Annotated in this window: 21 protein-coding genes and 1 pseudogene; 10 read left to right on the top strand and 12 right to left on the bottom strand. The window is 66.9% G+C overall.

Annotated elements, in window-relative coordinates:
- Positions 1-91 precede the first annotated feature (91 nt).
- Positions 92-1,813, top strand: a complete 1,722-nt coding sequence (locus BN4346_RS46350; RefSeq protein WP_067977010.1) for an N-acetylmuramoyl-L-alanine amidase — start codon at positions 92-94, stop codon at positions 1,811-1,813.
- 59 nt (positions 1,814-1,872) lie between these two features.
- Here the strand turns inward: BN4346_RS46350 and BN4346_RS46345 are convergent, their stop codons facing one another.
- The 4 genes from BN4346_RS46345 to BN4346_RS46330 are packed head-to-tail and all read right to left on the bottom strand — an operon-like array spanning position 1,873 to position 5,085.
- Positions 1,873-2,703, bottom strand: a complete 831-nt coding sequence (locus BN4346_RS46345; protein ID WP_067977009.1) for a Cof-type HAD-IIB family hydrolase — start codon at positions 2,701-2,703, stop codon at positions 1,873-1,875.
- Complete coding sequence (locus BN4346_RS46340) at positions 2,703-3,497, bottom strand: lysophospholipid acyltransferase family protein (RefSeq protein WP_067977008.1); 795 nt, start codon at positions 3,495-3,497, stop codon at positions 2,703-2,705. Before BN4346_RS46340 ends, BN4346_RS46345 begins: the two co-directional genes overlap by 1 nt.
- Positions 3,498-3,500: 3 nt before the next feature.
- On the bottom strand, positions 3,501-4,286 hold the full coding sequence (locus BN4346_RS46335; protein ID WP_067977007.1) for a lysophospholipid acyltransferase family protein: 786 nt from the start codon (positions 4,284-4,286) through the stop codon (positions 3,501-3,503).
- A gap of 7 nt (positions 4,287-4,293) precedes the next feature.
- Positions 4,294-5,085: a lysophospholipid acyltransferase family protein gene (locus BN4346_RS46330; RefSeq protein ID WP_067977006.1), complete on the bottom strand. Its 792-nt coding sequence runs from the start codon at positions 5,083-5,085 to the stop codon at positions 4,294-4,296.
- An 83-nt stretch (positions 5,086-5,168) separates the two neighbouring features.
- Between BN4346_RS46330 and BN4346_RS46325 the strand changes: the two genes are divergently transcribed.
- Together BN4346_RS46325 and BN4346_RS46320 are read left to right on the top strand one after the other, a co-directional pair.
- A complete protein-coding gene (locus BN4346_RS46325) occupies positions 5,169-6,728 on the top strand; it encodes an MBL fold metallo-hydrolase (RefSeq protein WP_067977005.1) in 1,560 nt (519 codons plus the stop codon).
- A gap of 23 nt (positions 6,729-6,751) precedes the next feature.
- Positions 6,752-7,057, top strand: a complete 306-nt coding sequence (locus tag BN4346_RS46320; RefSeq protein WP_067977042.1) for a hypothetical protein — start codon at positions 6,752-6,754, stop codon at positions 7,055-7,057.
- 247 nt (positions 7,058-7,304) lie between these two features.
- Here BN4346_RS46320 and BN4346_RS46315 read toward each other — a convergent pair whose 3' ends face one another.
- Together BN4346_RS46315 and BN4346_RS46310 are read right to left on the bottom strand one after the other, a co-directional pair.
- Positions 7,305-8,861 (bottom strand): phytoene desaturase family protein, encoded by a 1,557-nt coding sequence (locus BN4346_RS46315; RefSeq protein WP_067977004.1) that lies wholly within the window; start codon positions 8,859-8,861, stop codon positions 7,305-7,307.
- 68 nt (positions 8,862-8,929) lie between these two features.
- Positions 8,930-9,514 carry a TetR/AcrR family transcriptional regulator gene (locus BN4346_RS46310; RefSeq protein WP_067977003.1) on the bottom strand — a complete coding sequence of 195 codons (585 nt, stop codon included), beginning with the start codon at positions 9,512-9,514 and terminating at the stop codon, positions 8,930-8,932.
- Positions 9,515-9,594: 80 nt separating this feature from the next.
- Between BN4346_RS46310 and BN4346_RS46305 the strand changes: the two genes are divergently transcribed.
- Complete coding sequence (locus BN4346_RS46305) at positions 9,595-10,068, top strand: DUF2834 domain-containing protein (protein ID WP_067977002.1); 474 nt, start codon at positions 9,595-9,597, stop codon at positions 10,066-10,068.
- A 57-nt stretch (positions 10,069-10,125) separates the two neighbouring features.
- Complete coding sequence (locus BN4346_RS46300) at positions 10,126-10,686, top strand: TetR/AcrR family transcriptional regulator (protein WP_067977001.1); 561 nt, start codon at positions 10,126-10,128, stop codon at positions 10,684-10,686.
- A 4-nt stretch (positions 10,687-10,690) separates the two neighbouring features.
- Here the strand turns inward: BN4346_RS46300 and BN4346_RS46295 are convergent, their stop codons facing one another.
- From BN4346_RS46295 to BN4346_RS49595, 4 genes are read right to left on the bottom strand one after another with little or no spacing between them, the layout of a single operon-like run.
- Positions 10,691-11,155: a DUF5078 domain-containing protein gene (locus BN4346_RS46295; protein ID WP_067977000.1), complete on the bottom strand. Its 465-nt coding sequence runs from the start codon at positions 11,153-11,155 to the stop codon at positions 10,691-10,693.
- Positions 11,155-14,103, bottom strand: a complete 2,949-nt coding sequence (locus BN4346_RS46290) for an MMPL/RND family transporter (RefSeq protein ID WP_067976999.1) — start codon at positions 14,101-14,103, stop codon at positions 11,155-11,157. The genes BN4346_RS46295 and BN4346_RS46290 overlap by 1 nt, the downstream gene beginning before the upstream one ends.
- Positions 14,100-14,525, bottom strand: a complete 426-nt coding sequence (locus BN4346_RS46285) for an MmpS family transport accessory protein (RefSeq protein ID WP_067976998.1) — start codon at positions 14,523-14,525, stop codon at positions 14,100-14,102. Before BN4346_RS46285 ends, BN4346_RS46290 begins: the two co-directional genes overlap by 4 nt.
- A complete protein-coding gene (locus tag BN4346_RS49595) occupies positions 14,522-14,650 on the bottom strand; it encodes a hypothetical protein (protein ID WP_268811503.1) in 129 nt (42 codons plus the stop codon). The genes BN4346_RS46285 and BN4346_RS49595 overlap by 4 nt, the downstream gene beginning before the upstream one ends.
- A gap of 151 nt (positions 14,651-14,801) precedes the next feature.
- Here BN4346_RS49595 and BN4346_RS46280 point away from each other — a divergent pair, with 151 nt between their 5' ends.
- The gene (locus BN4346_RS46280; protein ID WP_067976997.1) at positions 14,802-15,359 is read left to right on the top strand and encodes a TetR/AcrR family transcriptional regulator; all 558 of its coding nucleotides are present in this window, start codon (positions 14,802-14,804) and stop codon (positions 15,357-15,359) included.
- Between the two features lie 89 nt (positions 15,360-15,448).
- Positions 15,449-16,996 carry an HNH endonuclease signature motif containing protein gene (locus tag BN4346_RS46275; protein WP_067976996.1) on the top strand — a complete coding sequence of 516 codons (1,548 nt, stop codon included), beginning with the start codon at positions 15,449-15,451 and terminating at the stop codon, positions 16,994-16,996.
- 7 nt (positions 16,997-17,003) lie between these two features.
- Here BN4346_RS46275 and serS read toward each other — a convergent pair whose 3' ends face one another.
- Complete coding sequence (gene serS, locus BN4346_RS46270; RefSeq protein WP_067976995.1) at positions 17,004-18,257, bottom strand: serine--tRNA ligase; 1,254 nt, start codon at positions 18,255-18,257, stop codon at positions 17,004-17,006.
- An 82-nt stretch (positions 18,258-18,339) separates the two neighbouring features.
- Here serS and BN4346_RS46265 point away from each other — a divergent pair, with 82 nt between their 5' ends.
- From BN4346_RS46265 to BN4346_RS46255, 3 genes are all read left to right on the top strand, one after another.
- Positions 18,340-19,449 (top strand): septum formation family protein, encoded by a 1,110-nt coding sequence (locus tag BN4346_RS46265; protein WP_235653807.1) that lies wholly within the window; start codon positions 18,340-18,342, stop codon positions 19,447-19,449.
- The gene (locus BN4346_RS46260; protein WP_067976993.1) at positions 19,446-19,796 is read left to right on the top strand and encodes a metallopeptidase family protein; all 351 of its coding nucleotides are present in this window, start codon (positions 19,446-19,448) and stop codon (positions 19,794-19,796) included. The genes BN4346_RS46265 and BN4346_RS46260 overlap by 4 nt, the downstream gene beginning before the upstream one ends.
- Positions 19,797-19,918: 122 nt before the next feature.
- A complete protein-coding gene (locus BN4346_RS46255; protein ID WP_067976992.1) occupies positions 19,919-20,575 on the top strand; it encodes a hypothetical protein in 657 nt (218 codons plus the stop codon).
- Between the two features lie 305 nt (positions 20,576-20,880).
- On the opposite strand, the pseudogene BN4346_RS48340 reads toward BN4346_RS46255, so the two are convergent.
- Positions 20,881-21,195, bottom strand: a pseudogene (locus tag BN4346_RS48340) (hypothetical protein); the annotation flags it as partial.

Raw genomic sequence — 21,195 nt, 5'->3', positions numbered from 1 at the left:
CGGTGCCGTTAACAATGCCCGGAAACCCGTCGGCCCCCGCGGACGCGTGTCGCATCAACAACAACACATGACACATACGTAACATCAGCACGTGCCAACCCGTCGTCGTCCCCCGCCGACGATCAAGCTGACCGCGTCTTTCGCGACCGTGCTGATCCTGCCGTGGGCGTTGAACTCCGGGTCGGGCTTCACGTCGGTGGATGCCTCGGCGACACCCCCCAGCGCTGCCGCCACCAAGCTGAACCAGCAGCCACTGCCAAATCTGGAGCCGGGCGTCACCGTCCGCGAGATCACCCAGGCCGAACCGTTCACCATGGTCGCGCTCACCGGCGCCGACCTGACCGGCACGTCGGCACGGATCCGCGCCAAACGCGCCGACGGATCCTGGGGACCCTGGTATGCGACCGCGCACGAAACCAAGCAGGAGACGCCGGGTCCCCGGCCCGCCGATGCGCCGGCTCCCGGCCCGGACGGGACCGAGCCGGTGTTCGTCGGCCGGACCACGGCGGTACAGATCGCGGTGACCCGGACTGCTCCGAGCGCTCAGGCCAAACCCAAGGCCAAGGGGCAGGCCACTGCGAAGGGCCCCGCCACGGCGGAGCCGGCCCCCCAGCGGCCCGTGCTGGGGCCCGAGCTCGGTTACGTGCCGGCCACCGCCGCGCAACCCTTTGCCCAGAATGTCTCCGCGGTGCTGATCACGCCGCCGAAGGCCCCGGTCGACGCGCAGTGGCAACCGCCGCGGGCGGTGCTGGGTCCGGGCCAGCCCCCCAACATCATCCCGCGCAGCCACTGGGGCGCCGGCGCCTACGGCCGGTGCGGCAAACCCGTGGAGAGCGGCCCGGTCCACGCGGCCGTGGTGCACCACACCGCCGGCTCCAACGACTACGCCCCCGAAGACTCCGCGGAGATCATCCGGGCGATTTACGCCTATCACACCCGCACCCTGGGCTGGTGCGACATCGGCTACAACGCGCTGGTAGACAAGTACGGCCAGGTGTTCGAGGGCCGGGCCGGCGGTCTGACCCGGGGCATCATTGGCAGCCACGCGGGCGGCTTCAACCGCAACACCTGGGGGGTGTCGATGATCGGCACCTTCGACGACGCGCCTCCCCCGCCGATTCAACTCGAGACAGTCGGCCGGTTGTTGGGCTGGCGGCTGGGTCTGGACCGCACCGATCCGCGCGGGATCGCGCAGCTGACCTCCGCCGGCGGCGCGTTCACGCACTTTCCGCGCGGTGCGTCGCTGACGCTGCCCTCGATCATCGGCCACCGCGACCTCGACGCGACCGAGTGCCCTGGCGAGCAGGGCTACATCGCACTCAACGAGATTCGGGAGATCGCCGCCCGCTTCGACGAACCGCCCGGGCCGGAAGACCTCGCCCGGGTGATGGAGGGCGGCGCCATCCACACCCGCTGGCTGGAACTGGGCGGTACGGAGGGCATGCTCGGCGCCCCCACGTCGCCGGAGGCGATCGGCGAGGGTTCCACCAAGTACGCCACCTTCGAGCACGGCGCGGTGTACTGGTCACCGGAGACCGGCGCACAGCCGATCACCGGAGCCATCTATGACGCCTGGGCATCGCTGGGCTACGAGCGTGGCGTGCTCGGGCTGCCGACCAGCGCCGAGCTCGCCGAACCCGAATGGGTGGGCCAGAACTTCCAGCACGGCACCCTGAACTACAACCGGGCCAGCGCGACGGTCATCCGGGTCGTCGACGGCAATGCCGAAGTGCTGCCCCCGCCACCGCCGGAAGGCCCGCCGGTGCAGCTCGAGCGCTTCTCGCGGGTGATCGACCCGTTCGCCGTCGGTTAGCTCCGTTGAGTCTGCGTGTACCAGGCAGAAGTTCGAGGTCCCTGGCGGACGCAGAATCATCAACGCAGGAAAATCCGCTCCAGCACCCGGGCCAGGCCGTCGTCGGTGTTGGGTGTGGTGATCTCGGCGGCCGCCGCGAGCACGTCGGGGTGCGCGTTGCCCATCGCCACGCCGTGGCCCGCACGCACCAGCATCGGTAGGTCGTTGGGCATGTCCCCGAACGCCACCACCTGCTCGACACCGATCCCCAGCGGCGCGATCAACTCCTCAATGCCGCTGGCCTTGGTGATGCCCGCCGGCACCACCTCGATCAGTCCGTTGTTGGTGGAGTAGGTCAGCTCGGCGGCCGTTCCGATGTGGGCCTGCAGCTGCGTCGCCATGTCGGCGCTGGACATCCCCGCCTTGCGGATCAGCAGTTTGATCGCCGGCTGGGACAGCAGGTCCTGCAAAGACACCTCGGTGTTGTCGGGGTTGAGCCAGGCGTGTTCGTAGCCCGGTGAACTGACGAACTGCGGGGTGGCCGCGTCGTGCGCGCTTTCGCCGATCCGCTCCACGGCCAGGCCAACCCCTGGGATAGCGCGGCTGGCGACCTCGGCCAGCTTGACCAGACTGTCGGCCGAGAGCGTGCGTGCCGACACCACCCGATCGGTGGCGGGGTCGTAGATCACCGCCCCGTTGGCGCACACCGCCATCGGGGCGAATCCGAGCGCGTCGACCACCGGCGCGATCCACCGCGGTGGGCGTCCGGTCGCCAGCACGAAGCGGGCGCCGGATTCCACGGCGGCGTGCACCGCGGCGCGGGTCCGCGCGGTGATGTTCTCGGTGTCGTCGAGCAGGGTGCCGTCGACGTCGCTGGCGATCAGCGCGGGAGGTCCGCCGCGGGGCTGCATCAGTGCGAACTCCGTCCGGCCGGTGTCCGCCGCAGCCGTCCGCCGTGGCCCTGCTCGCGACGTTTGCGATCACGCTCGGCCAGCTCGGCTGCGCGCATCTCCAAGGCTTCGGCCATGGTGGGCGCGCTGCCGCCCAGCCGGCGCGGCACCCAGTGTGCCCCCACTGGATGCGGGTACTCCAGTTGCACCTCGTCGAGCATCGCCGCCATCGTGGTTCTCAACTCCGCGGTGGTAGCCGCTGCATCAGCGGAGGCAGTCATCGGGCGACCGATCTTCGCCAACACCGGAATATGGTTGCGCCACAAATGCTTCGGATGGTCCTTGGTCCAGACGCGGTGGATGCCCCAGACGATGACCGGGATGAGCGGAACGCCCGCGGCGTGGGCCATCCGGGCAGCCCCTGTTTTGAACTCCCGCAGCTCGAAGCTGCGGCTGATGGTGGCCTCTGGATTCAGACCGACCAGCTCGCCTTGCCGCAACCGCCGCACTGCCTCGTCGTAGGCGCCGGCCCCGGCGGAACGGTCGACCGGAATCAACTTGATGTGCTTGATCACGTAGTTGACCACCGGGACCTCGGTCATCTCGACTTTGATCATGAACCGCAGCCGACGGTGCCGCCGCAAGGCCGCGAGCGAGGCCGGATACCAGTCCAGATAGCTGGTGTGGTTGAGGGCAAGCACCGCCCCACCGTGCTCGGGAATGTTTTCCAGGCCGTCGATGGTCACGTGCGGCCCGTTGGCGTTGACCAGCCGCGGGAGCACGATCTCCAGTGCTCGGAAGAAGGGTTCGGCCATGCTCTAGTGCTCCGTGCGCTCCGTGTTCGCTGGGCCGGCCCGGCGGTCGCCCGCACGCTTGCGCATCCGTTCCGCCAGCTCCTGCTCTTCGACAACCCTAGCCTCGTCGGGCGTGGGGGCGCCGCCGCCGAGTCGTCGGGGCACCCAGAATTGGCCGGCGGGGTGCGGGTAGTCCTGCTGCACCTGAGCCAGCATCGGCGCCATTGCCTCGCGTAATCGGGCGATGAGCGCCGCGGCGTCACCGGATGGGGCAAGCGGTTCCCCCGCCAGGATGGTGATCGGAATCTTGCTGCGAATCAACCGCGCCCTCGGGTGATCCTTGGTCCACAGCCGGTGGGCGCCCCAGACGATCAGCGGGACGATCGGCACCTGCGCCTCCAGCGCCATTCGGGCCGCCCCGGATTTGAATTCCTTGAGCTCGAAGCTGCGGCTGATGGTGGCCTCGGGGTAGACGCCCACCACCTCGCCGGAGCGCAATGCGGTCACCGCGTGCTGGTAGGCGTCGGCTCCGGCACCGCGGTCCACCGGGATGGTGCCGGTGTGGTGGATCAGATAATTCACCACCCGCACCTGCTGCATTTCGGCCTTGATCATGAACCGCATCCGGCGTCCGCGGTGATACGCCGCCAGCCCGGCCGGCAGGAAATCCACGTAACCGGTGTGGTTGATCGCGATCACCGCACCGCCGTCAGCGGGGATGTGTTCCAGCCCCAGGTAGTCGATCGCTGCGCCGGCGATCTTCACCGCGCCCAGCGCCGTGAGCTCCAAGGCCCGAAAGACCGGCTGCATGCCAGCTCTACTCCGCAGCGCCCGTCGGGCTCGGCGGCTGCTGCTGGCCGGCGGCCCGCTGCTCGGCTTTGCGCGCGGCTTCGGCGGCATCGAGCTCGAGCGCCTCGGCGGGGGTGGGAGCACTACCGCCCAGGCGTCGCGGCACCCAGAAGGCACCGGCGGGATGGTCGTCGGGATAGCAGTCCTGCGCCTGTTCGAGCAGGTGCTGCATCCGGGTCTGCAGCAGGGCACGCAATTCCTCGACCGGGAGCGTGGGCGGTATCGGCTCGCCGATCGTCACCGTGACCGGCACCTTGGTACAGCCCAGTTGCTTTGGGTGGTCTTTGGTCCAGAGCCGCTGGGCGCCCCACACGATGTGCGGGATGATCGGCACCTGCGCTTCGATCGCCATCCGCGCGGCCCCGCTCTTGAATTCCTTGAGCTCGAAGCTGCGGCTGATGGTCGCCTCCGGGTAGACCCCGACCAGCTCGCCGGCCTTGAGGTAGGAGACGGCGGCGGCATAGGACTGCGCGCCCTGGCTGCGATCCACCGCGATGTGCTTGCAGCCGCGCATGATCGGTCCGGTGAACCTGTTGTCGAACGTCTCTTTCTTGGCCATGAATCGCACCCAGCGACGTGGTTTCGCGTCGTAGGAGGCGACTCCGGCGAACAGGAAGTCGAAGTAGCCGGTGTGGTTGATCGCGACCACCGCGCCGCCGGCGGCGGGCAGGTGCTCCCGGCCGGTGACGGTGATCTTCAAACCCTCATAGCGCCACAGCGTTCGCGCAGCGGCGGCGACACCGCCGTACCAAGCCTCCACAGCACTCAAGCCTAGGCGATAGGGCCGGCTCGGCCGCCGGTAAGCTCGGAAGCGATCTCTATCAGCGTCGGGAGAAGGTACACGTGCAGGTCACCAGCGTCGGGCACGCCGGCTTCCGGATCGAGACCGCCGCGGGCAGCATCCTCTGCGACCCGTGGGTGAATCCGGCCTACTTCGGGTCGTGGTTCCCGTTCCCGGACAACTCGTCGCTGGACTGGGACGCCCTCGGCGACTGCGACTACCTCTACATCTCGCACCTGCACCACGATCACTTCGATCCGCGACACCTGGCGGCGCACGTCAACAAGGACGCGGTGGTGCTGCTGCCGGACTATCCGGTGCCCGACCTGCGCCGCGAGCTGGAGGAGCTGGGCTTTCACCGGTTCTTCGAGACCGCCGATTCGCAACGGCACACCGTGTCCGGCCCCAAGGGCGACCTGGACGTGATGATCATCGCGCTGCGCGCCCCGGCCGACGGCCCGATCGGCGACTCCGGGCTGGTGGTCTCCGACGGCGTGACCACCGTGTTCAACATGAACGACTCCCGCCCGATCGACCTGGACGTGCTGGCGGCCTTCGACACGATCGACGTGCACCTGGTGCAGTACTCCGGGGCGATCTGGTACCCGATGGTCTACGACATGCCGGCCCGGGCCAAGGAGGCGTTCGGCACCCAGAAGCGCCAGCGGCAGATGGACCGCGCCCGCCAGTACATCGCCCACGTCGGAGCAACCTGGGTGGTGCCGTCCGCGGGTCCGCCGTGTTTCCTGGATCCCGAGCTGCGCTACCTCAACGACGATCACGGCGATCCGGCCAACATCTTCCCCGACGAGATGGTGTTCTTGGATCAGCTGCGCCGCAACGGCCACGACGGCGGCCTGCTGATGATTCCCGGGAGCACCGCAATTTTTACTGGGGCGCAACTGGATTCGCTGACACATCCGCTGGACGACGCCGACGTCGAGGCCATCTTCACCACCGGCAAGGCGGACTACATCGCCGCCTACGCCGATCGGATGGCGCCGGTGCTGGCCGCCGAGAAGGCCTCCTGGGCGCCGGCGGCGGGCCCGGCGATGCTGGAGCCGCTGCGGGCATTGTTCGAGCCGATCATGGCCCGCAGCAACGAGATCTGCGATGGCATCGGTTATCCGGTCGAGCTGGTGTTGGATGGGCAGGGCCACACCGAGACGGTAGTGCTGGACTTCCCCAAACGCATAGTGCGCGAGCCTATTCCCGGCGAGAAGTTCCGTTACGGCTTCGGCATTCCGCCCGAGCTGGTGCGGACCGTGCTGCGCGACGGCGAACCGGACTGGGTCAACACCATCTTCTTGTCCACCCGGTTTCGGGCCTGGCGGGTCGGCGGTTACAACGAGTACCTGTACACCTTCTTCAAGTGCCTCACCGAGGACCGGATCGTCTACGCCGAAGGCTGGTTCGGCGAGAGCCACGACGACTCAGCGACCATCATCGTGGGCGACTGGCAGATTCAGCGTCGCTGCCCGCACATGAAGGCTGACCTGTCGAAGTTCGGGGTGGTCGACGGCGACACCCTGACCTGTAATCAGCACGGCTGGGAATGGGATCTCAAGTCCGGTCGCTGCCTGACCGCCAAGGGCCACGAATTGCGCTGCGAGAAGCTGTGAGCGGCGACTCCTACGACGACGGAATGGTCGTCCTGGATCACCGAGCGATTACGTTGCGCCGCTATCACTTCCCCTCCGGCACCGCGAAGGTGATCCCGCTTTCGGCGATTCGCGGCTACCGCGCTGAACCGCTGGGGATGCTGACCCACCGATTCCGGATCTGGGGCAGCTCGGATCTGCGGCGCTGGCTTCCGCTGGACATCAAGCGGCCGATGCGGTCCACGCTGATCACCCTGGATCTGCACGGCGACCCGTGGCCGCACCCGGCATTCACCCCCGCGGACCCGGATTCGTTCCGCGCACTGCTCGACGAGCTGCTGGCGGGCTAATCCCGTCCGGACCAGAAGGGATACCAGGCGGACCCATAACGATAGTTGCCCACCTTTGAGCGACTAAACGTCGTGGACGCGTCCATGCACCCGTCGGTGTCGCGCAAAGACGGGCAACTCTCCTGTTCACCTAAGCCCGATCTAAGCCTCGATCCAGACCTGGGCCAAAACGGGCTAACTCGCCCAACGTGCGCTCAGCGCGAATTTCGAGTGGGATTTTTCGCGCTGGTTACACGCTCGGCGTCCGTCAGCGGTCGGCCAACACCTGTTGCGCAGCGTTGTAGCCGGGGATGAATGTGATGCCGGGCCCGCCGTGACAACCCGCGCTCCCCAGATATAGCCCTGCCACCGGTAACGGCTGGCCGAGAAAGCCCCGCGGCCCGGGCCGGTTGGGGCCGATCTGATCCGGGTTGAGCAAGCCGTGACAGTAGTCTCCGCCGGGCGCCCCGAACATGGTGCCCATATGACGGGGGGTGAAGGTGGTGTGCCGGGTGATGCTGCTCTCGAAATTCGGTGCCAGCCTGGTGATCTTGTCGATCACCCGCTGCCCCATCTCGACCTTCATCTCGCCGTAGTTGCCGTCTCCCTCGATGGGGAACCACAGCGCGAACGCCGATCCGGCATGCTTGCCGGGCGGGGCCAGCTCGGGGTCGTGCAGCGACGGGATCTGTAGCACCACGGTCGGATCGGCCGGGACGATGCCACGGCGCGCATCCTCCCACTGCTGCTGCACCTCCTCAGGCGTGCAGAAGATACCCACGGACGCCTGCATGGCCGGCTGATTGAGCGCCTCGTACGGGGCGGCGAACACCGGCGCCTCCTCCAGCGCGAAATGCATCTGCAGATAGCTGCCCCGGTGGTCGGTGCGGGCGTAGCGGGCGCGGATGTCTTCAGGGATTGACGCCGCGTCGAGCAGTCCGGTGACGGTGACATCGGGGGCGATCGCCGACACCACCACCGGTGCACTCACGGTGTCGCCGGATTCGGTGTGCACTCCGGCAACCCGCCCGTCGGCGACCAGGATCTCCGAGACCGCGGTGCGCAGTCGCAGCTGCCCGCCCAAACCGGTGAACGTGTCGCGCAGATGCCCGGTGAGCGCGCCAATCCCGCCGCGCAGCTTCTTCATCAGCACGGTGTTCTCGTCGGGCACGCCCAGGCCGTAGGCTAGTGCCGCGGCACTGCCGGGGGTGGCGGGTCCACGGTAGAGGGTGTTGACGGCCAGCACGGTGAAGGAGCCGCGCAGCGCCGCATGCTTCTCCCGGTCGGGCAGGTAACGATCCAGCACGTCGGTGACCGAACCGAACAACATGTCGTCGATGGCTGATCGTTCGAATTCATTTGTGGCGCAGGCATACATCTCGTCGATCGTCTTCGGCGACCGGCCCGCCTCGAAGCGGCCCAACGCCCGGGTCGGCGCCTGGCTCCAGGCCAGCAGCCCGGCCATGCCGTTGACCGCCTCGGCGCCGTGCACCTCACTGAGGTGGGCGAACAGCTTCATCGGGTCGGTGTACTGGATCAGCGGGTCATCGCCGACGCCACGCATCGCCACCGACATGACCTCAAGGTCGATACTCTCCAGGCCGTCGAGGCCCAGCTCCGCGCTGACCGCGGCCGACGTCGGGAACTGCACCGAGCCGGCGATCTCAAACCGATAGCCGTCGAACAGCTCCACCGTGGAGGCCATCCCGCCGGCGTAGCGCCCGGCTTCCAGGCACAACGTGCGCAGTCCGGCGCGCTGCAGGATCAGCGCCGCGGCCAGGCCGTTGTGTCCGGCGCCTATGACGATCGCGTCGTAATCGGTCATCCATCCGCCCCTTCCCGCTTTCGGAGGAACGCTGGCACGACTGAATAGTTTTGTCAATATTGACGTAACTAAAGATTGCCCAGCGAGTCCAGCGCGGCACGGCACATCCGAGCCAGCTCCGCCAGCGAGCGGTCGGCACCCAGCATCCAGACCTCCATCGCGGCGAACACGGCGGCCGCGATGCAGCGGGCCGTCACGGCGACCCGCAGCGGGTCAGCAGGTTCGGTCGACGCCGTGGCCCGCAACCGCTCGGCCACCGCGTCGGCGAAATCGGTCTCCACCTGCCGGATATGGCGCACGATTCGCTCCGGATCGAGCTCCTCGGCACGCAGCGCGGCGATACGGGTCACCGCCTCGACGTCGTAGGGGAACGCGAATATCGCCGCCTGAACTGCCTCGATCATCGGCTCGGCCGGCGGACGGGCGGCCAGGGCGCTGCGGAACCACTGCAGTCCGGCGTCGTAGTCAGCGAACAACAGATCGTGCTTGGAAGTGAAGTGCCGATAGAACGTCCGCAGTGACACACCGGCGTCGGCGGCGATCTGCTCGGCGGAGGTGTCCTCCACACCCTGCGCCAGGAAGCGGACCAGTGCAGCCTGGCGCAACGCTTCGCGGGTGCGTTCGCTGCGGGCGGTCTGGGGCACTCTGGGCATGCCGGTAAACGTACCTCAGCGCCTGCGCGCCCATAATGTCATTATTGACAAAACTTACCGCACGCGATGAGACTGGCCGCATGATCTCGCTCATCGTGCATGCAGTGCTGGGCCTGGCAACTATCTGGTGGATCGTGACATCCAACCGCACGATCTTCGCGAAACCCTCTGGGGGCAGCGCCTTCTCACCCCTGGAGATCGTGTACTACGTGATCGGTATCGCCTCGATCGTGCTGGGCTGGTACTTCAACATCCGCTTCGTTCAGGAATACGCGCACGGCCCCAACCACAATCCGATCTGGGGGCCGGGCAGCTGGACGCAATACATCCAGCTGATGTTCACCAACCCCGCTGCCGGTTCCGCCAGCCAGGACTACACGATCATCAATGTCATTCTGCTGCCCCTGTTCACCATCGTCGACGGCTACCGCCGTGGGCTGCGGCGCCCGTGGCTCTACTTCGTGTCGAGTCTGTTCACCAGCTGCGCGTTCGCCTACGCCTTCTACTTCGCCACCATGGAACGCCAGCAGCGGCTCGCCAGAGCCGCGGCGTAGCAACCGGCGACCCCGACCTCGCGCGATAGGCTGGCCGCGTCGACGAGGAGGGATGTCGTGGCCAAGCCAGTGGCACCGCGCGGATCCGCGCGCGAGCGCGTGCTGCAGGCGGCGTTGGCCCTGTTCGTGGAGCACAGCGTGGGCGGTACGTCCATGCAGATGATCGCCGATCGGCTGGGCGTGAGTAAGCCGGCCGTCTACTACCAATTCCGGTCCCGGGACGACATCGTCATCGCGCTGGTGGAGCCGATGTTCGACGACATCGTGCGAGTCATCAAGATTGCCCAGGCCATGCCCACCCAGCAGGGAAAGCGGGACGTAATGGTCAGCGGCGTCGTCGAGCTCGCCGTCCGATACCGCCGACTCACGTTCCTGTTCTATGACCGGGCCGTGGAGCACGCCGTGCGATCCCGCGAAGACTTCATGGCCGTCGGCGACGACGCGGCGGCGATCCTGCACGGCCCCGAGCCGGATGCGACGGCCCGTGTGATCACCACCGCATTGATGGCCGGAACCTTCACTGCGGCAACCGATCCGGAGCTCGAAGACATCGCCGACGAGGAACTGCATGAGATCCTGCTGGCCATCGCAAGGCGGGTGATGGAGCCGCTGACCTAACGGGTCAGGTCCAGCTCCACACCCCCGTGTCGGCAGCGGGGTACTGCTCGCACACATCGGTGGTCCGGGCAGCGACCCCGTGGTTGTTGAAAAACAGCTTGGACCAGTTCGGCCACGCGAAGGCGAGCTTGTCGTAGTAGATGTCGGTGGCCAGGTTCTCGGAGTAGGCGCGCCGGCCCGGGTAATCCATCGCGTAGAACCAATGGATCCGGTCCTGCACCGCCTGATGCAGCTGCGGGGATTTGTTGTTGTAGTCGATCATGTAGCGCTCGTAGTAGACCGGCGCGACATCGCGGGCGGCCGCCATGATCTGTTCGGCGGTGCAACTGGTGTGCAGCATCCGGTTGGGAATCGGGAAGTTCTCCGTCGCATCCGCCGATGCCTTCCCCGCCGCGGCCGTACCGGCCAGCACGGCGAAAAGAACTGCCGCCGATACCCCTGACAGCACACGCAGCGCTGCGGCCGACATCACCAGCCTCCCCGATGCGCTCCACCGCCGGACTCCACGAGCTGCTCGCGCGGGTCGCGTTGCAGCGGCGCCGGCCAGGGTGCGGGCTTGGGCCGCAAGCGCGGCACCTGCGGCCACCAGAACCACTTGCCGAGCAGCGTCGCGATCGACGGCGTCATGAACGAGCGGATGATCAGGGTGTCGAGCAGCAGACCCATGCCGATCGTGGTGCCCACCTGACCGATCACGCGCAGTTCACTGATTGCCATCGTCATCATCGTGAAGGCGAACACCAGTCCCGCTGCGGTGACGACCGACCCGCTGCCGCCCATCGCCCGGATCATGCCGGTGTGCAGGCCGGCGTGGATCTCCTCTCTCAGACGAGAAACCAACAACAGGTTGTAGTCGGCACCCACCGCCAACAGGATGATCACCGCCATCGCCATCACCATCCAGTGCACCTGCAGACCGATGATGTGCTGCCAGAGCAACACCGACAGCCCGAAGGCGCTGCCGAGCGATACCACCACGGTGCCCACGATCACCAGCGCGGCCACCACGGCACGGGTGATCACCAGCATGATGATGAAGATCAGGCACAGCGCCGCGACGCCGGCGATGATCAGGTCGTAGTTAGAGCCCTCCTGCATGTCTTTGAACATCGCGGCGGTACCACCGACATAGATCTTCGAGCCCTCCCAGGGGGTGGTTTTCATGGCTTCCTTGGCGGCCAGCTTGATCGCATCGATGTGCTTAATGCCCTCTGCACTCAGTGGATCGCCCTCGTGGTTGACGATGAACCGCACGGCATGCCCGTCCGGCGACACGAAACTCTTCATGCCACGCTGGAACTCGGCGTTGTCGAAGATCTCCGGCGGCAGATAGAACGAGTCGTCGTTGCGGGCCTTGTCGAAGGCCTCCCCCATCGCAGCCGGATCTCCCTGAGCTTCCTGCGCCTGCTTGGCCAGTCCGCTCTGGGTGGCGTAGGTGGCCTGCATCATGGCCTTGGCGTTCGTCATCATCTGGATCATCGGCGGCATCAGCGCGAGCATCTGCGGCAGTTGCGCGGCCATCGCGTCCATGTCCGGAACGATCTGCTTGAAGCTGTCGGTCATGGTGTCGACACCATCCATGGCATCGAAGACAGACCGCAGTGAGTGACAGACCGGAATGTCGAAACAGTGTGGCTCCCAATAGAAGTAGCTCCGCATCGGCCGGAAGAAGTCGTCGAAATTGGCGATCTTGTCGCGGAGTTCCTCGATGTCGCCGACCATCAGGTGCATCTTGCCCACCATGCGACCCATGGTGGCGTTCATGTCCTGCATCAGCTCGATCATCTTCGTCATCGTGTCGATGTTGACCTGCATATCCTCGGCCTGGGCCAGCATGTCCGCCGTGCGGTCATCGTTGAACTTGCGGGTCATGTCTTGGCTGACGGCCTGCATGCCGAGCATGTAACCGAAGGTGGAGTGCTCCATCGGAACGCCCTGCGGCCGAGTGATGGACATGACCCGGGAGACTCCCTCCACCCCGGTGACCCGTTTGGCGATTCGCTCGATCACCAGAAAGTCCGCGGAGTTTCGGATGTCGTGGTCGGTTTCGATCATGAGCATCTCGGGGTTCATCCGCGCCGAGGGAAAGTGCCGGTCCGAGGCCAGGAACCCCTGGTTGGCGGGTAGATCCGCGGGCATGTAAGCGCGGTCGTTGTAGCCGGGCTTGTATCCGGGTAGGGCGAGGATGCCGACCAGGGCTACTGCGGTGGCGGCGATCAGAATCGGTCCCGGCCAACGGCTTACGGCCGCGCCGATCTTGCGCCAGCCGCGTCCCCGGTTGGCTCGCTTGGGTTCCAACAGGGTGCCGAACCGGCCGGCCACCGCGATGACCGCGGACCCCATCGTCAGCGAGGTGATGACGACGATGGTCATGCCGATCCCCAGCGGGATCCCCAATGACTGGAAGTAGGGCAACCGGGTGAAGTGCAGGCACAGCGTGGCCCCCGCGATGGTCATGCCCGAGCCGAGCACCACATGCGCGGTGCTACGAAACATGGTGTAGTACGCCTGTTCCCGGTCCTCGCCGGCGCTGCGCGCCTCCTGATATCGGCCGATCAGGAAGATCGCGTAGTCGGTGGCTGCCGCGATGGCCAGTGTCACCAACAGGCTGGTGGCGAAGGGCGAGAGACCGATCAGCCCGTGATAGCCCAGGAATGCCACGATGCCGCGGGCCGACGCCAGCCCGGTCACCACCATCGCCAGCGCCAGCGCAACGGTGGTAATGGAGCGGTAGACCGTCAGCATCATGGTGATGATGACGACGAATGTCAGGCCCTCGATCATGTGCATGCTGCGGGTGCCGGCCTTGTCCTGATCGGCTGCCAGCGCCGCACCGCCGGTCACATACGCCTTCACACCCGGTGGCGCGGTGACACTGTCGACTGCTTGGTTGACCGCTTTCACCGATTCGTTGGCCAGCGCCTCGCCCTGGTTGCCCGCGGTATAGATCTGCACGTATGCGCTTTTGCCGTCCGGGCTCTGGGCTCCCGCGGCGGTCAGGCGGTCACCCCAGAAATCCTGAATGTGTTCGACGTGGGTGGTGTCGGCCTTCAGTTTGTCGATGATCTGGTCGTAGTAGTGGTGCGCATCAGCCCCCAGCGGCTCGTCGCCCTCGAGGACAAGCATGACCGAGCTGTTCGAGGTGAACTCCTTGAACACCTCGCCCTGGCGTTTGACCGCGATCATCGAGGGCGCGTCGTCCGGGGTCATCTGGACCGCGGCCGTCTCGGCGACCTTCTCCAGCTGGGGGACGGTCACGTTCGCCAGCACGATGATCCCGATCCAACCCAGGATGATCGGAATAGCCAGGCGCCGAATCCATTTGGCGATCCAGCCGGGCTTGGGCGTGTCAGCGGCCACCGTGCGGATGACCTCGGTCGGCGCGCCGGGAGGGAAGTTGTCCGTGGAAGTGCTCATGCAGATTTCACCAAGCAGAAGGTCAGGGCGCTGGCGCCGGTGGCGGTTCTCTCGTCTTTGAGCTCGTGGTCGATGCTGATGCGGCAGCCCAGGGTGGAGCCTTTGCCCTGCGCGTAGAGGTTCGGCGATACCGCGGACAACGTGGTGCTCAGCGTCACCGACCAGGGCAGCGTTGCGGCGTCGACGCGCTGCGGCCTGCTGTCGAGGTCGAGGTAGCTGATGTCGGCAGTCGCGCCGGGTTCACCGAATACCTCATAGGTGACGACCTTCGGGTTGTACGGCTTGGTGTCGTCAACTTTGGTGCTGATCAGGTTGGAACTCTCCCCGCCGAAGTAGGTGCGCACCCGCAGGACGGTCAGCGTCCCGAGCACCACCACCACCACGATGAGCAGCGGCATCCATGCCCGCTTCAAGGCCTTCATCGATCGGTTCCCGCCTGGCAGCTGGCCTTGCTGGCCACCACCAGGACGTCGGCGTCGGCCGCGAACTGATTCGCCGTCGCGGCCGGCTCAGGCCGGGAAAGCCTGTGCACCTGTGGGTTCAGCATCAGCGACGCCCCTTTCTGCCCGGATCTGCGGTTAAGCGTGACGGAAGGTTAAGTTATACGATCAGTAAAGTAGAATCAAGCGATCGGTCAGTAGAACTGTGCGGCGTGGCTCACGTCTGTGAGCGGTCGACCGGAGCAGGGAGGCAAGGGAGTGGCGAAGACGGTGGCACCGCGAGGTTTCGCGCGGGAGCGAGTGTTAGAGGCCGCGCAGGGCCTGTTCGCCGAGCACGGGGTGAGCGGTACGTCGCTGCAGATGATCGCCGACCGATTGGGCGTCAATAAGTCGGCGGTGTACTACCAATTCCATTGCAAGGACGACATCGTTGTCGCGGTGTTTCGCCCGGTGTTCGACGACATCGCCCGGGTGGTCGCCATCGCCGAGGCCATCGGCTCCCGCGAGATTCAGCGCGAGGCCACCATCAGCGGCATCATCGAGCTCGCTGTCCGGCACCGGCGCACCACGGCCCTGGTCCACACCGATCCCGCCGTCGTGGGGGTCGTCGAGGCCATCGGCGACTTCCGGGATGCCTCTCGGCGCCTGCAGACGATCCTGGCGGGACCCCAACCCGATCCGGCCACCCTCATCGCGACCGCGGTTCTGGTGCCCGGAATTCTCGGCGCGGCAGCAGATCCCGCGGTTTCGGACATTCCCAATGAAGCACTGCACCGGATGCTGTTGGACTGCTCGCGCCGGCTCTTTGCCGCCTGATGCGACAGCACAAAACTTACTGATCTCTCAATGCCAAGAGCCGGAATGACCCCAAATTTCTGTCGGTGGGTCGCACTAGTGTTCGATACATGGTTAGGGATGCGCTCGCCGATCGGGAGACCGTCCAGGCGTGCCTTGCCGCGATCGAGGCCGCCTGCGACCAGTTGGAGCAGTGCTCGTTTGACGCGTTGACCACCCAAGAATTGGTGGCGGTGCTCACCCGCCGAGAGGCATTGGCGTGGCGGGCGCCGATCGTCGACCACCAGATCCTGGCCCGGCTGGCCGCCGACGGTGATCTGGGGGCGTTAGGGGCCGCGTCGCTGGTGCGGGCGTTGACCGAGCACTTGCGGATCAGCAGCGCCGCCGCCCGGCGCCGGGTGGCCGAGGCCGCCGAACTGGGCCCGCGCACCGCGATGAGCGGGGAACCGTTGGCACCACTGTTACCGGCGCTGGCCGCCGCTCAGGCTGCCGGTCAGGTCGGCCCGGAGCACGTAGCGATCGCGCGCAAAGCCATGGCGAAGATCCCGGCCGCCGTCACCGCCGCCGACCGCGAACGGGCCGAAGCAGACCTGGCAACCTTGGCGCAAGAATTCGGGCCCGAAACATTCCAACGACTGGCCGACCACGTGCTCGCCGTGCTGAACCCGGACGGGGATTTCCGCGACCGGGAACGCCTCACCCAGCGGGGACTGCGCCTAGGCCGCCAAGACCCCGACGGAATGAGCAGCCTGACCGGCAAGATCACCCCGGAACTGCGGGCCACCCTGGAACCGATCCTGGCCAAACTCGCCGCACCCGGAATGTGCAACGCCGACGATGAGCACCCCTGCGTCAGTGGCACCCCGACCCAGGAACAGATCACCGCTGACCATCGCCGGCCCGACCAACGCCACCACGACGCGCTACTGGCACTCAGTCGTGCCGCGATCGCCGCGGGGAACCTCGGCCAACTCAACGGCCTGCCGGTCGCCGTCATCGTCTCCACCACCCTGGCTGAACTGCACGCCGCCGCCGGGCACACGCCACTGACCGAAACCCGTCTCACCGGCAAAGCCCACACCGCCGGCGGATCACTACTACCGATGACCGACCTGCTGCGCATGGCCGAACACGCCTATCACTACCTGAGCGTCTTCGACGGTGACGGCCGCGCGCTGTGGCTGGGCCGGGCCAAACGCATCGCTTCGGCCGACCAACGCATCGTGCTGCACGCGCGCGATCGCGGGTGTACGCGTCCCGGCTGCACAGTCTCGGGGTATCTGTCCCAGGCCCATCACACCGAAGACGACTGGGCCCGAGGCGGACAAACCAATGTGGACGCGCTGGCCCTAGCCTGCGCCCCAGACAACCGGATGGCCACCGAACAAGGCTGGCGCACCCGCCTCGGCGACACCGGCCGGGTCGAATGGATACCCCCACCCAAACTCGATCGCGGCCAACCCCGCACCAATCCCTTCCACTTCATCGAAGCCGTCATCGACCACCACCGACCAGATCCAGACCCAGATTGGCCCGAACATTGGCCCGACCCCGACTGGCCCGGCCTCGATGACCCACTACCCGGCGACTTCGACTACGACAGCGCCCTCGAAGACCTCCAACGCAGCTACACCGACCACTGGGCCGAAGCCCCGTGACGTCGCGCTAGGGCTCCAACACGTCCACCCCGACGTAGGGCACCAGCGCCTGCGGCACCCGCACACTGCCGTCGGGCTGCTGGTGGTTCTCCAGGATTGCGACCAGCCACCGAGTGGTGGCCAGGGTGCCGTTGAGGGTGGCCGCGGTCTGCGGCTTGCCGTTCTCATCGCGGTAACGGGTCGCCAGCCTGCGGGCCTGGAAGGTGGTGCAGTTCGACGTCGACGTCAGCTCCCGGTACGTGCCCTGGGACGGCACCCACGCCTCACAGTCGAATTTGCGGGCGGCCGAGGACCCGAGATCGCCTGCCGCGACGTCGATCACCCGGTAAGGCACCTCGATGCGGGCCAGCATCTCGCGCTGCCAGCCGAGCAGCCGCTCGTGTTCGGCTTCGGCGTCCTCGGGCCGGCAATAGACGAACCCCTCGACCTTGTCGAACTGGTGCACCCGAATGATGCCGCGGGTGTCCTTGCCGTAGCTGCCGGCCTCCCGGCGGAAACACGACGACCACCCGGCGTAGCGCAGTGGTCCGTCCGACAGGTCGAGGATCTCATCGGAGTGGTAGCCCGCCAGCGGCACCTCGGAGGTGCCCACCAGGTACAGGTCGTCGGCTTCGAGCCGGTACACCTCGTCGGCGTGCGCACCCAGAAATCCGGTGCCGGACATAACTTCTGGACGGACCAGCGACGGGGTGATCATCGGAATGAACCCGTTCTCCACTGCCAGTCGCACGGCCAGCTGCAACAGCCCCAGCTGCAGCAGCGCGCCGCGGCCGGTCAGGAAGTAGAACCGCGAACCGGAGACCTTGGCCCCGCGCCCCATGTCGATCAGACCCAACGCCTCGCCGAGCTCGAGATGGTCCCGCGGGTTCTCGATAGCCGGTGGCTCACCGATCACGTCCAGCACCGCAAAGTCGTCCTCACCGCCGGCGGGCACTCCGTCGATCACGACGTTGGCGATCGCCATATGCGCAGCCGTGAACGCCGTCTCGGCCTCACCTTGGGCGGCCTCGGCGGCCTTGACCTGCTCGGCCAACTCCTTGGCCCGCGCCAGCAGAGCGGGGCGCTCCTCGGGCGATGACGCCCCGACCGACCGGCTGGCCGTCTTCTGGTCGGCACGCAACGAGTCAGCGGCCGCGATGGCGGCACGGCGTGCGGTGTCGGCGGCCAGCAAGGCGTCCACCAACGCCGGGTCCTCGCCGCGACCCACCTGGGAGCGGCGAACACGGTCGGGATCTTCACGCAGCAGCTTCAGGTCGATCACGGCAAAACCCTACAACCTGGCCGGCTGCATCACTTTCGCATCATTTGTCACGCGGCTGAAGCTGCCTGTCAGAATGGACCCGATGTCAGAGCCAGCCGACCAGCAGAATCCACCCGCCAAGCGGGTGTCTTGGCGGCGCACGCTCCAAGCCGCCCCGACGCGCCGCACCCTATTGCTGACCGCGCTGGGCGGGCTGCTGATCGCCGGTCTGATCACCGTTGGTCCGATCCTGGGCGATGGCCCCGGCGGGCTGCTGGGCCATCTGAACGCCGAGCCGGCGCCGGTCGCGGGCGGCAAAGGCGCCGGACCGGGGCTAGGGCTGGGCACGGTCAAGGGCAACGAGGCGATCGACCACGCGGTTGCGGGCGACTGCCTGAACTGGCCCGAGAACGACCTGGACGCGGCCACCATCGTCAGCTGCGCCGACGAGCACAAGTTCGAAGTGGCCGGCCCGGTAGACATGAAGATGTTCCCAGGCGCCGAATACGGTCCCGACGCCCCGCCCCCGTCGATGGCCCGCATCGAGCAGATCACCCAGGAACAATGCGAGTCGTCGGTGCGCCGCTACCTCGGCGCCAAGTTCGACCCGCACAGCAAGTTCGTGGCCAGCATGCTGTGGGCCGGTGAACGCGCCTGGCGCCAGCACGGTGAGCGCCGGATGTTGTGCGGCCTGCAATTGCCGGGCGTGGGCGGCCGGCAGACCGCGTTCGTCGGCAAGGTCGCCGACATCGACCAGTCCAAGGTCTGGCCGCCGGGCACCTGCCTGGGCATCGATCCGGCCACCAACCAGCCCAACGACGTTCCCGTCGACTGCGCCGCACCCCACACCAAGGAGGTCACCGGCACGGTCAATCTGGCCGAACGGTTCCCCGACGCGCTACCGCCCGAGGCTGAGCAAGATGCGTTCATCAAGGAGTCCTGCACCCGGCTCACCGACGCCTATCTGGACCCGGTGCAGCTGCGCGACACGACGCTGACGTTGACCTACGCCACCGTCTCCCTGCCCAGCTGGTCGGCCGGCAGCCGTGAGGTGGCCTGCAGCCTCGGCGCCACCCTGGGCAACGGCGGCTGGGCGGCGCTGATCAACAGTGCCCGCGACTCGCTGCTGATCAACGGTCAGCCCCCGATCCCGCCGCCGTCGATTCCCGCGGAGCGGCTGAACCAACTGCCCGCCGGTAGCCAGCCGCGGTGAGTGTCCAGATGGACCCGCGCCGGTTCGACGATCTCGTCTCCGACGCGCTGGACCTGATTCCGTCCAAGCTGGCCGCCGCCTTCGACAACGTCGTGATCCTGGTCCAGGACCGCAACGCCGAAGAACCCGATCTGCTGGGGCTCTATGAAGGGGTGGCGCTGACCGAGCGTGATTCGAGCTATGCCGGGTCGCTGCCCGACACCATCACCATCTACCGCGATGCGCTGCTGGAGATGTGCGAGTCCGACGATGAGGTCGTCGACGAGGTCCGGATCACGGTGATCCACGAGATCGCCCATCACTTCGGTATCGACGACGACCGGCTGCACGAACTGGGCTGGGGCTGAGCCGGCGGTCACCTTGGGCCCCACTGTCGAGCCGTATTGATGGATTAGACTCCATATTCGTCGACGATGCCCCGTGTTCTGTGGTCGCATCGGGTGGGGCAGCTTCGAAAGGACGTCGCATCGTGGTGCTCGTGGTAAAGCGCTGGGGAACGGCTGGCCTGGCAACGGCCCTGGTCGGTTCCGGGGTGGTCGTCCCCGCCCTGGCGACTGACTTCTCGGCGTTCTCGGCGCACACTCAACCAGCCCCGATCGCACTGGATGTGGCGTTGACGGCTGCCGACGACTGGCTGACCGACTTATTCGACCTGCGCAGCCCGAACAACCCGCTTAATCTGTTGATTTACAACATGTGGTCACATGACGGGCTGTTTTGGGGTGGGCTCGTCGATCCGTTCATCTCATCGGGCACCTTGGGCGGTGAGGTGCTCTGGGCGCTGCAAGGCGACACTGAAGCGTTGGACAATCTGTTGGCCGGCGACTTCATCATCCGGGGGCCCAGCATGTGGATTCCGGTGCCTGGCGACAGCACCGTGGTGGACCCATTGGGGTGGCTGGTCCAGATCATGAGCGCCATCGGGTTGGGTCCGCTGTTCGGTGTGAATGTGGTCGATGACGACGGTCACGGCGGCGATGTTGTGATCGGCGGCGCTGCCGCCATGCTCAGCGGCATCGATCAACTGCTGGACGGCGTCGGCTGGGGTGCGCTCGGTGATCAGATCCCCGTCCTCGACGATCTGGCCGCTTCCTTTGAGCCGGGTCAGTTCATCGATCTCGGCTGAGCGGAGTGAGCGATAGGCCGTAGCGGGCGGTCCTTGGCGCCGCTGCGGGCGCCCACCCGGCCATCGCGCTCCTGTTCTTGGTCTTAGAAGCCCAGCGACGACGGCAGCGAGTGCCGTTGCGGCAGTGGCTGCTGCCGACGGCGGCGAGGCTGATTCTCCGACTACACCGGCACCCGGTATGGCACGGCGGCCGACACGGCAGAAACGACTAACGCACACAGCTCCGGAAGCCGCCGGCCGGCCATGGAAACGGGAAAGCCCCGCACGCCCGAAGGCGTGCGGGGCTTTCGCCGTCAGTGTTGGGACTAGCCCGCCACGGGCGGGGTGGCCGGGGCACCGTTGCCCCCGGCACCACCGGCGCCACCGGTCTCGCCGTCGGGCAGGCTGCCCGCCGTGCCTGCGCCACCGGCGTTACCGGCCGACTCGCCGCCGGCACCACCGGTACCGCCGCTGCCGCCGACCGTGGCCCCTTCGCCACCGGCACCACCGGCCGCGCCGTTACCACCGGCACCGGCACCATTGGTGCCGTTGGCACCACCGTCGCCGCCGGCACCACCGGTACCGCCGTTGCCGCCGGTGCCGAGCGCGATGCCTTCCTGGTTGCTGCCGCCGTCGCCGCC

The organism is Mycolicibacter icosiumassiliensis, from assembly GCF_900078685.2.
Classification (GTDB): domain Bacteria; phylum Actinomycetota; class Actinomycetes; order Mycobacteriales; family Mycobacteriaceae; genus Mycobacterium; species Mycobacterium icosiumassiliensis.
Note: the sequence above shows the minus strand (reverse complement) of the source record. Positions and strands in the feature narration are given on the sequence as shown.

Excerpts from the sequence above, each read along its gene's own strand:
- BN4346_RS46345 (WP_067977009.1), bottom strand. The coding sequence starts at position 2,703 with ATGCAGCCCCGCGGCGGACCTCCCGCGCTGATCGCCAGCGACGTCGAC.
- BN4346_RS46340 (WP_067977008.1), bottom strand. The coding sequence starts at position 3,497 with ATGGCCGAACCCTTCTTCCGAGCACTGGAGATCGTGCTCCCGCGGCTG.
- BN4346_RS46335 (WP_067977007.1), bottom strand. The coding sequence starts at position 4,286 with ATGCAGCCGGTCTTTCGGGCCTTGGAGCTCACGGCGCTGGGCGCGGTG.
- BN4346_RS46320 (WP_067977042.1), top strand. The coding sequence starts at position 6,752 with ATGGTCGTCCTGGATCACCGAGCGATTACGTTGCGCCGCTATCACTTC.
- BN4346_RS46315 (WP_067977004.1), bottom strand. The coding sequence starts at position 8,861 with ATGACCGATTACGACGCGATCGTCATAGGCGCCGGACACAACGGCCTG.
- BN4346_RS46310 (WP_067977003.1), bottom strand. The coding sequence starts at position 9,514 with ATGCCCAGAGTGCCCCAGACCGCCCGCAGCGAACGCACCCGCGAAGCG.
- BN4346_RS46305 (WP_067977002.1), top strand. The coding sequence starts at position 9,595 with ATGATCTCGCTCATCGTGCATGCAGTGCTGGGCCTGGCAACTATCTGG.
- BN4346_RS46295 (WP_067977000.1), bottom strand. The coding sequence starts at position 11,155 with ATGTCGGCCGCAGCGCTGCGTGTGCTGTCAGGGGTATCGGCGGCAGTT.
- BN4346_RS46290 (WP_067976999.1), bottom strand. The coding sequence starts at position 14,103 with ATGAGCACTTCCACGGACAACTTCCCTCCCGGCGCGCCGACCGAGGTC.
- BN4346_RS46285 (WP_067976998.1), bottom strand. The coding sequence starts at position 14,525 with ATGAAGGCCTTGAAGCGGGCATGGATGCCGCTGCTCATCGTGGTGGTG.
- BN4346_RS49595 (WP_268811503.1), bottom strand. The coding sequence starts at position 14,650 with ATGCTGAACCCACAGGTGCACAGGCTTTCCCGGCCTGAGCCGGCCGCG.
- BN4346_RS46275 (WP_067976996.1), top strand. The coding sequence starts at position 15,449 with ATGGTTAGGGATGCGCTCGCCGATCGGGAGACCGTCCAGGCGTGCCTT.
- BN4346_RS46265 (WP_235653807.1), top strand. The coding sequence starts at position 18,340 with ATGTCAGAGCCAGCCGACCAGCAGAATCCACCCGCCAAGCGGGTGTCT.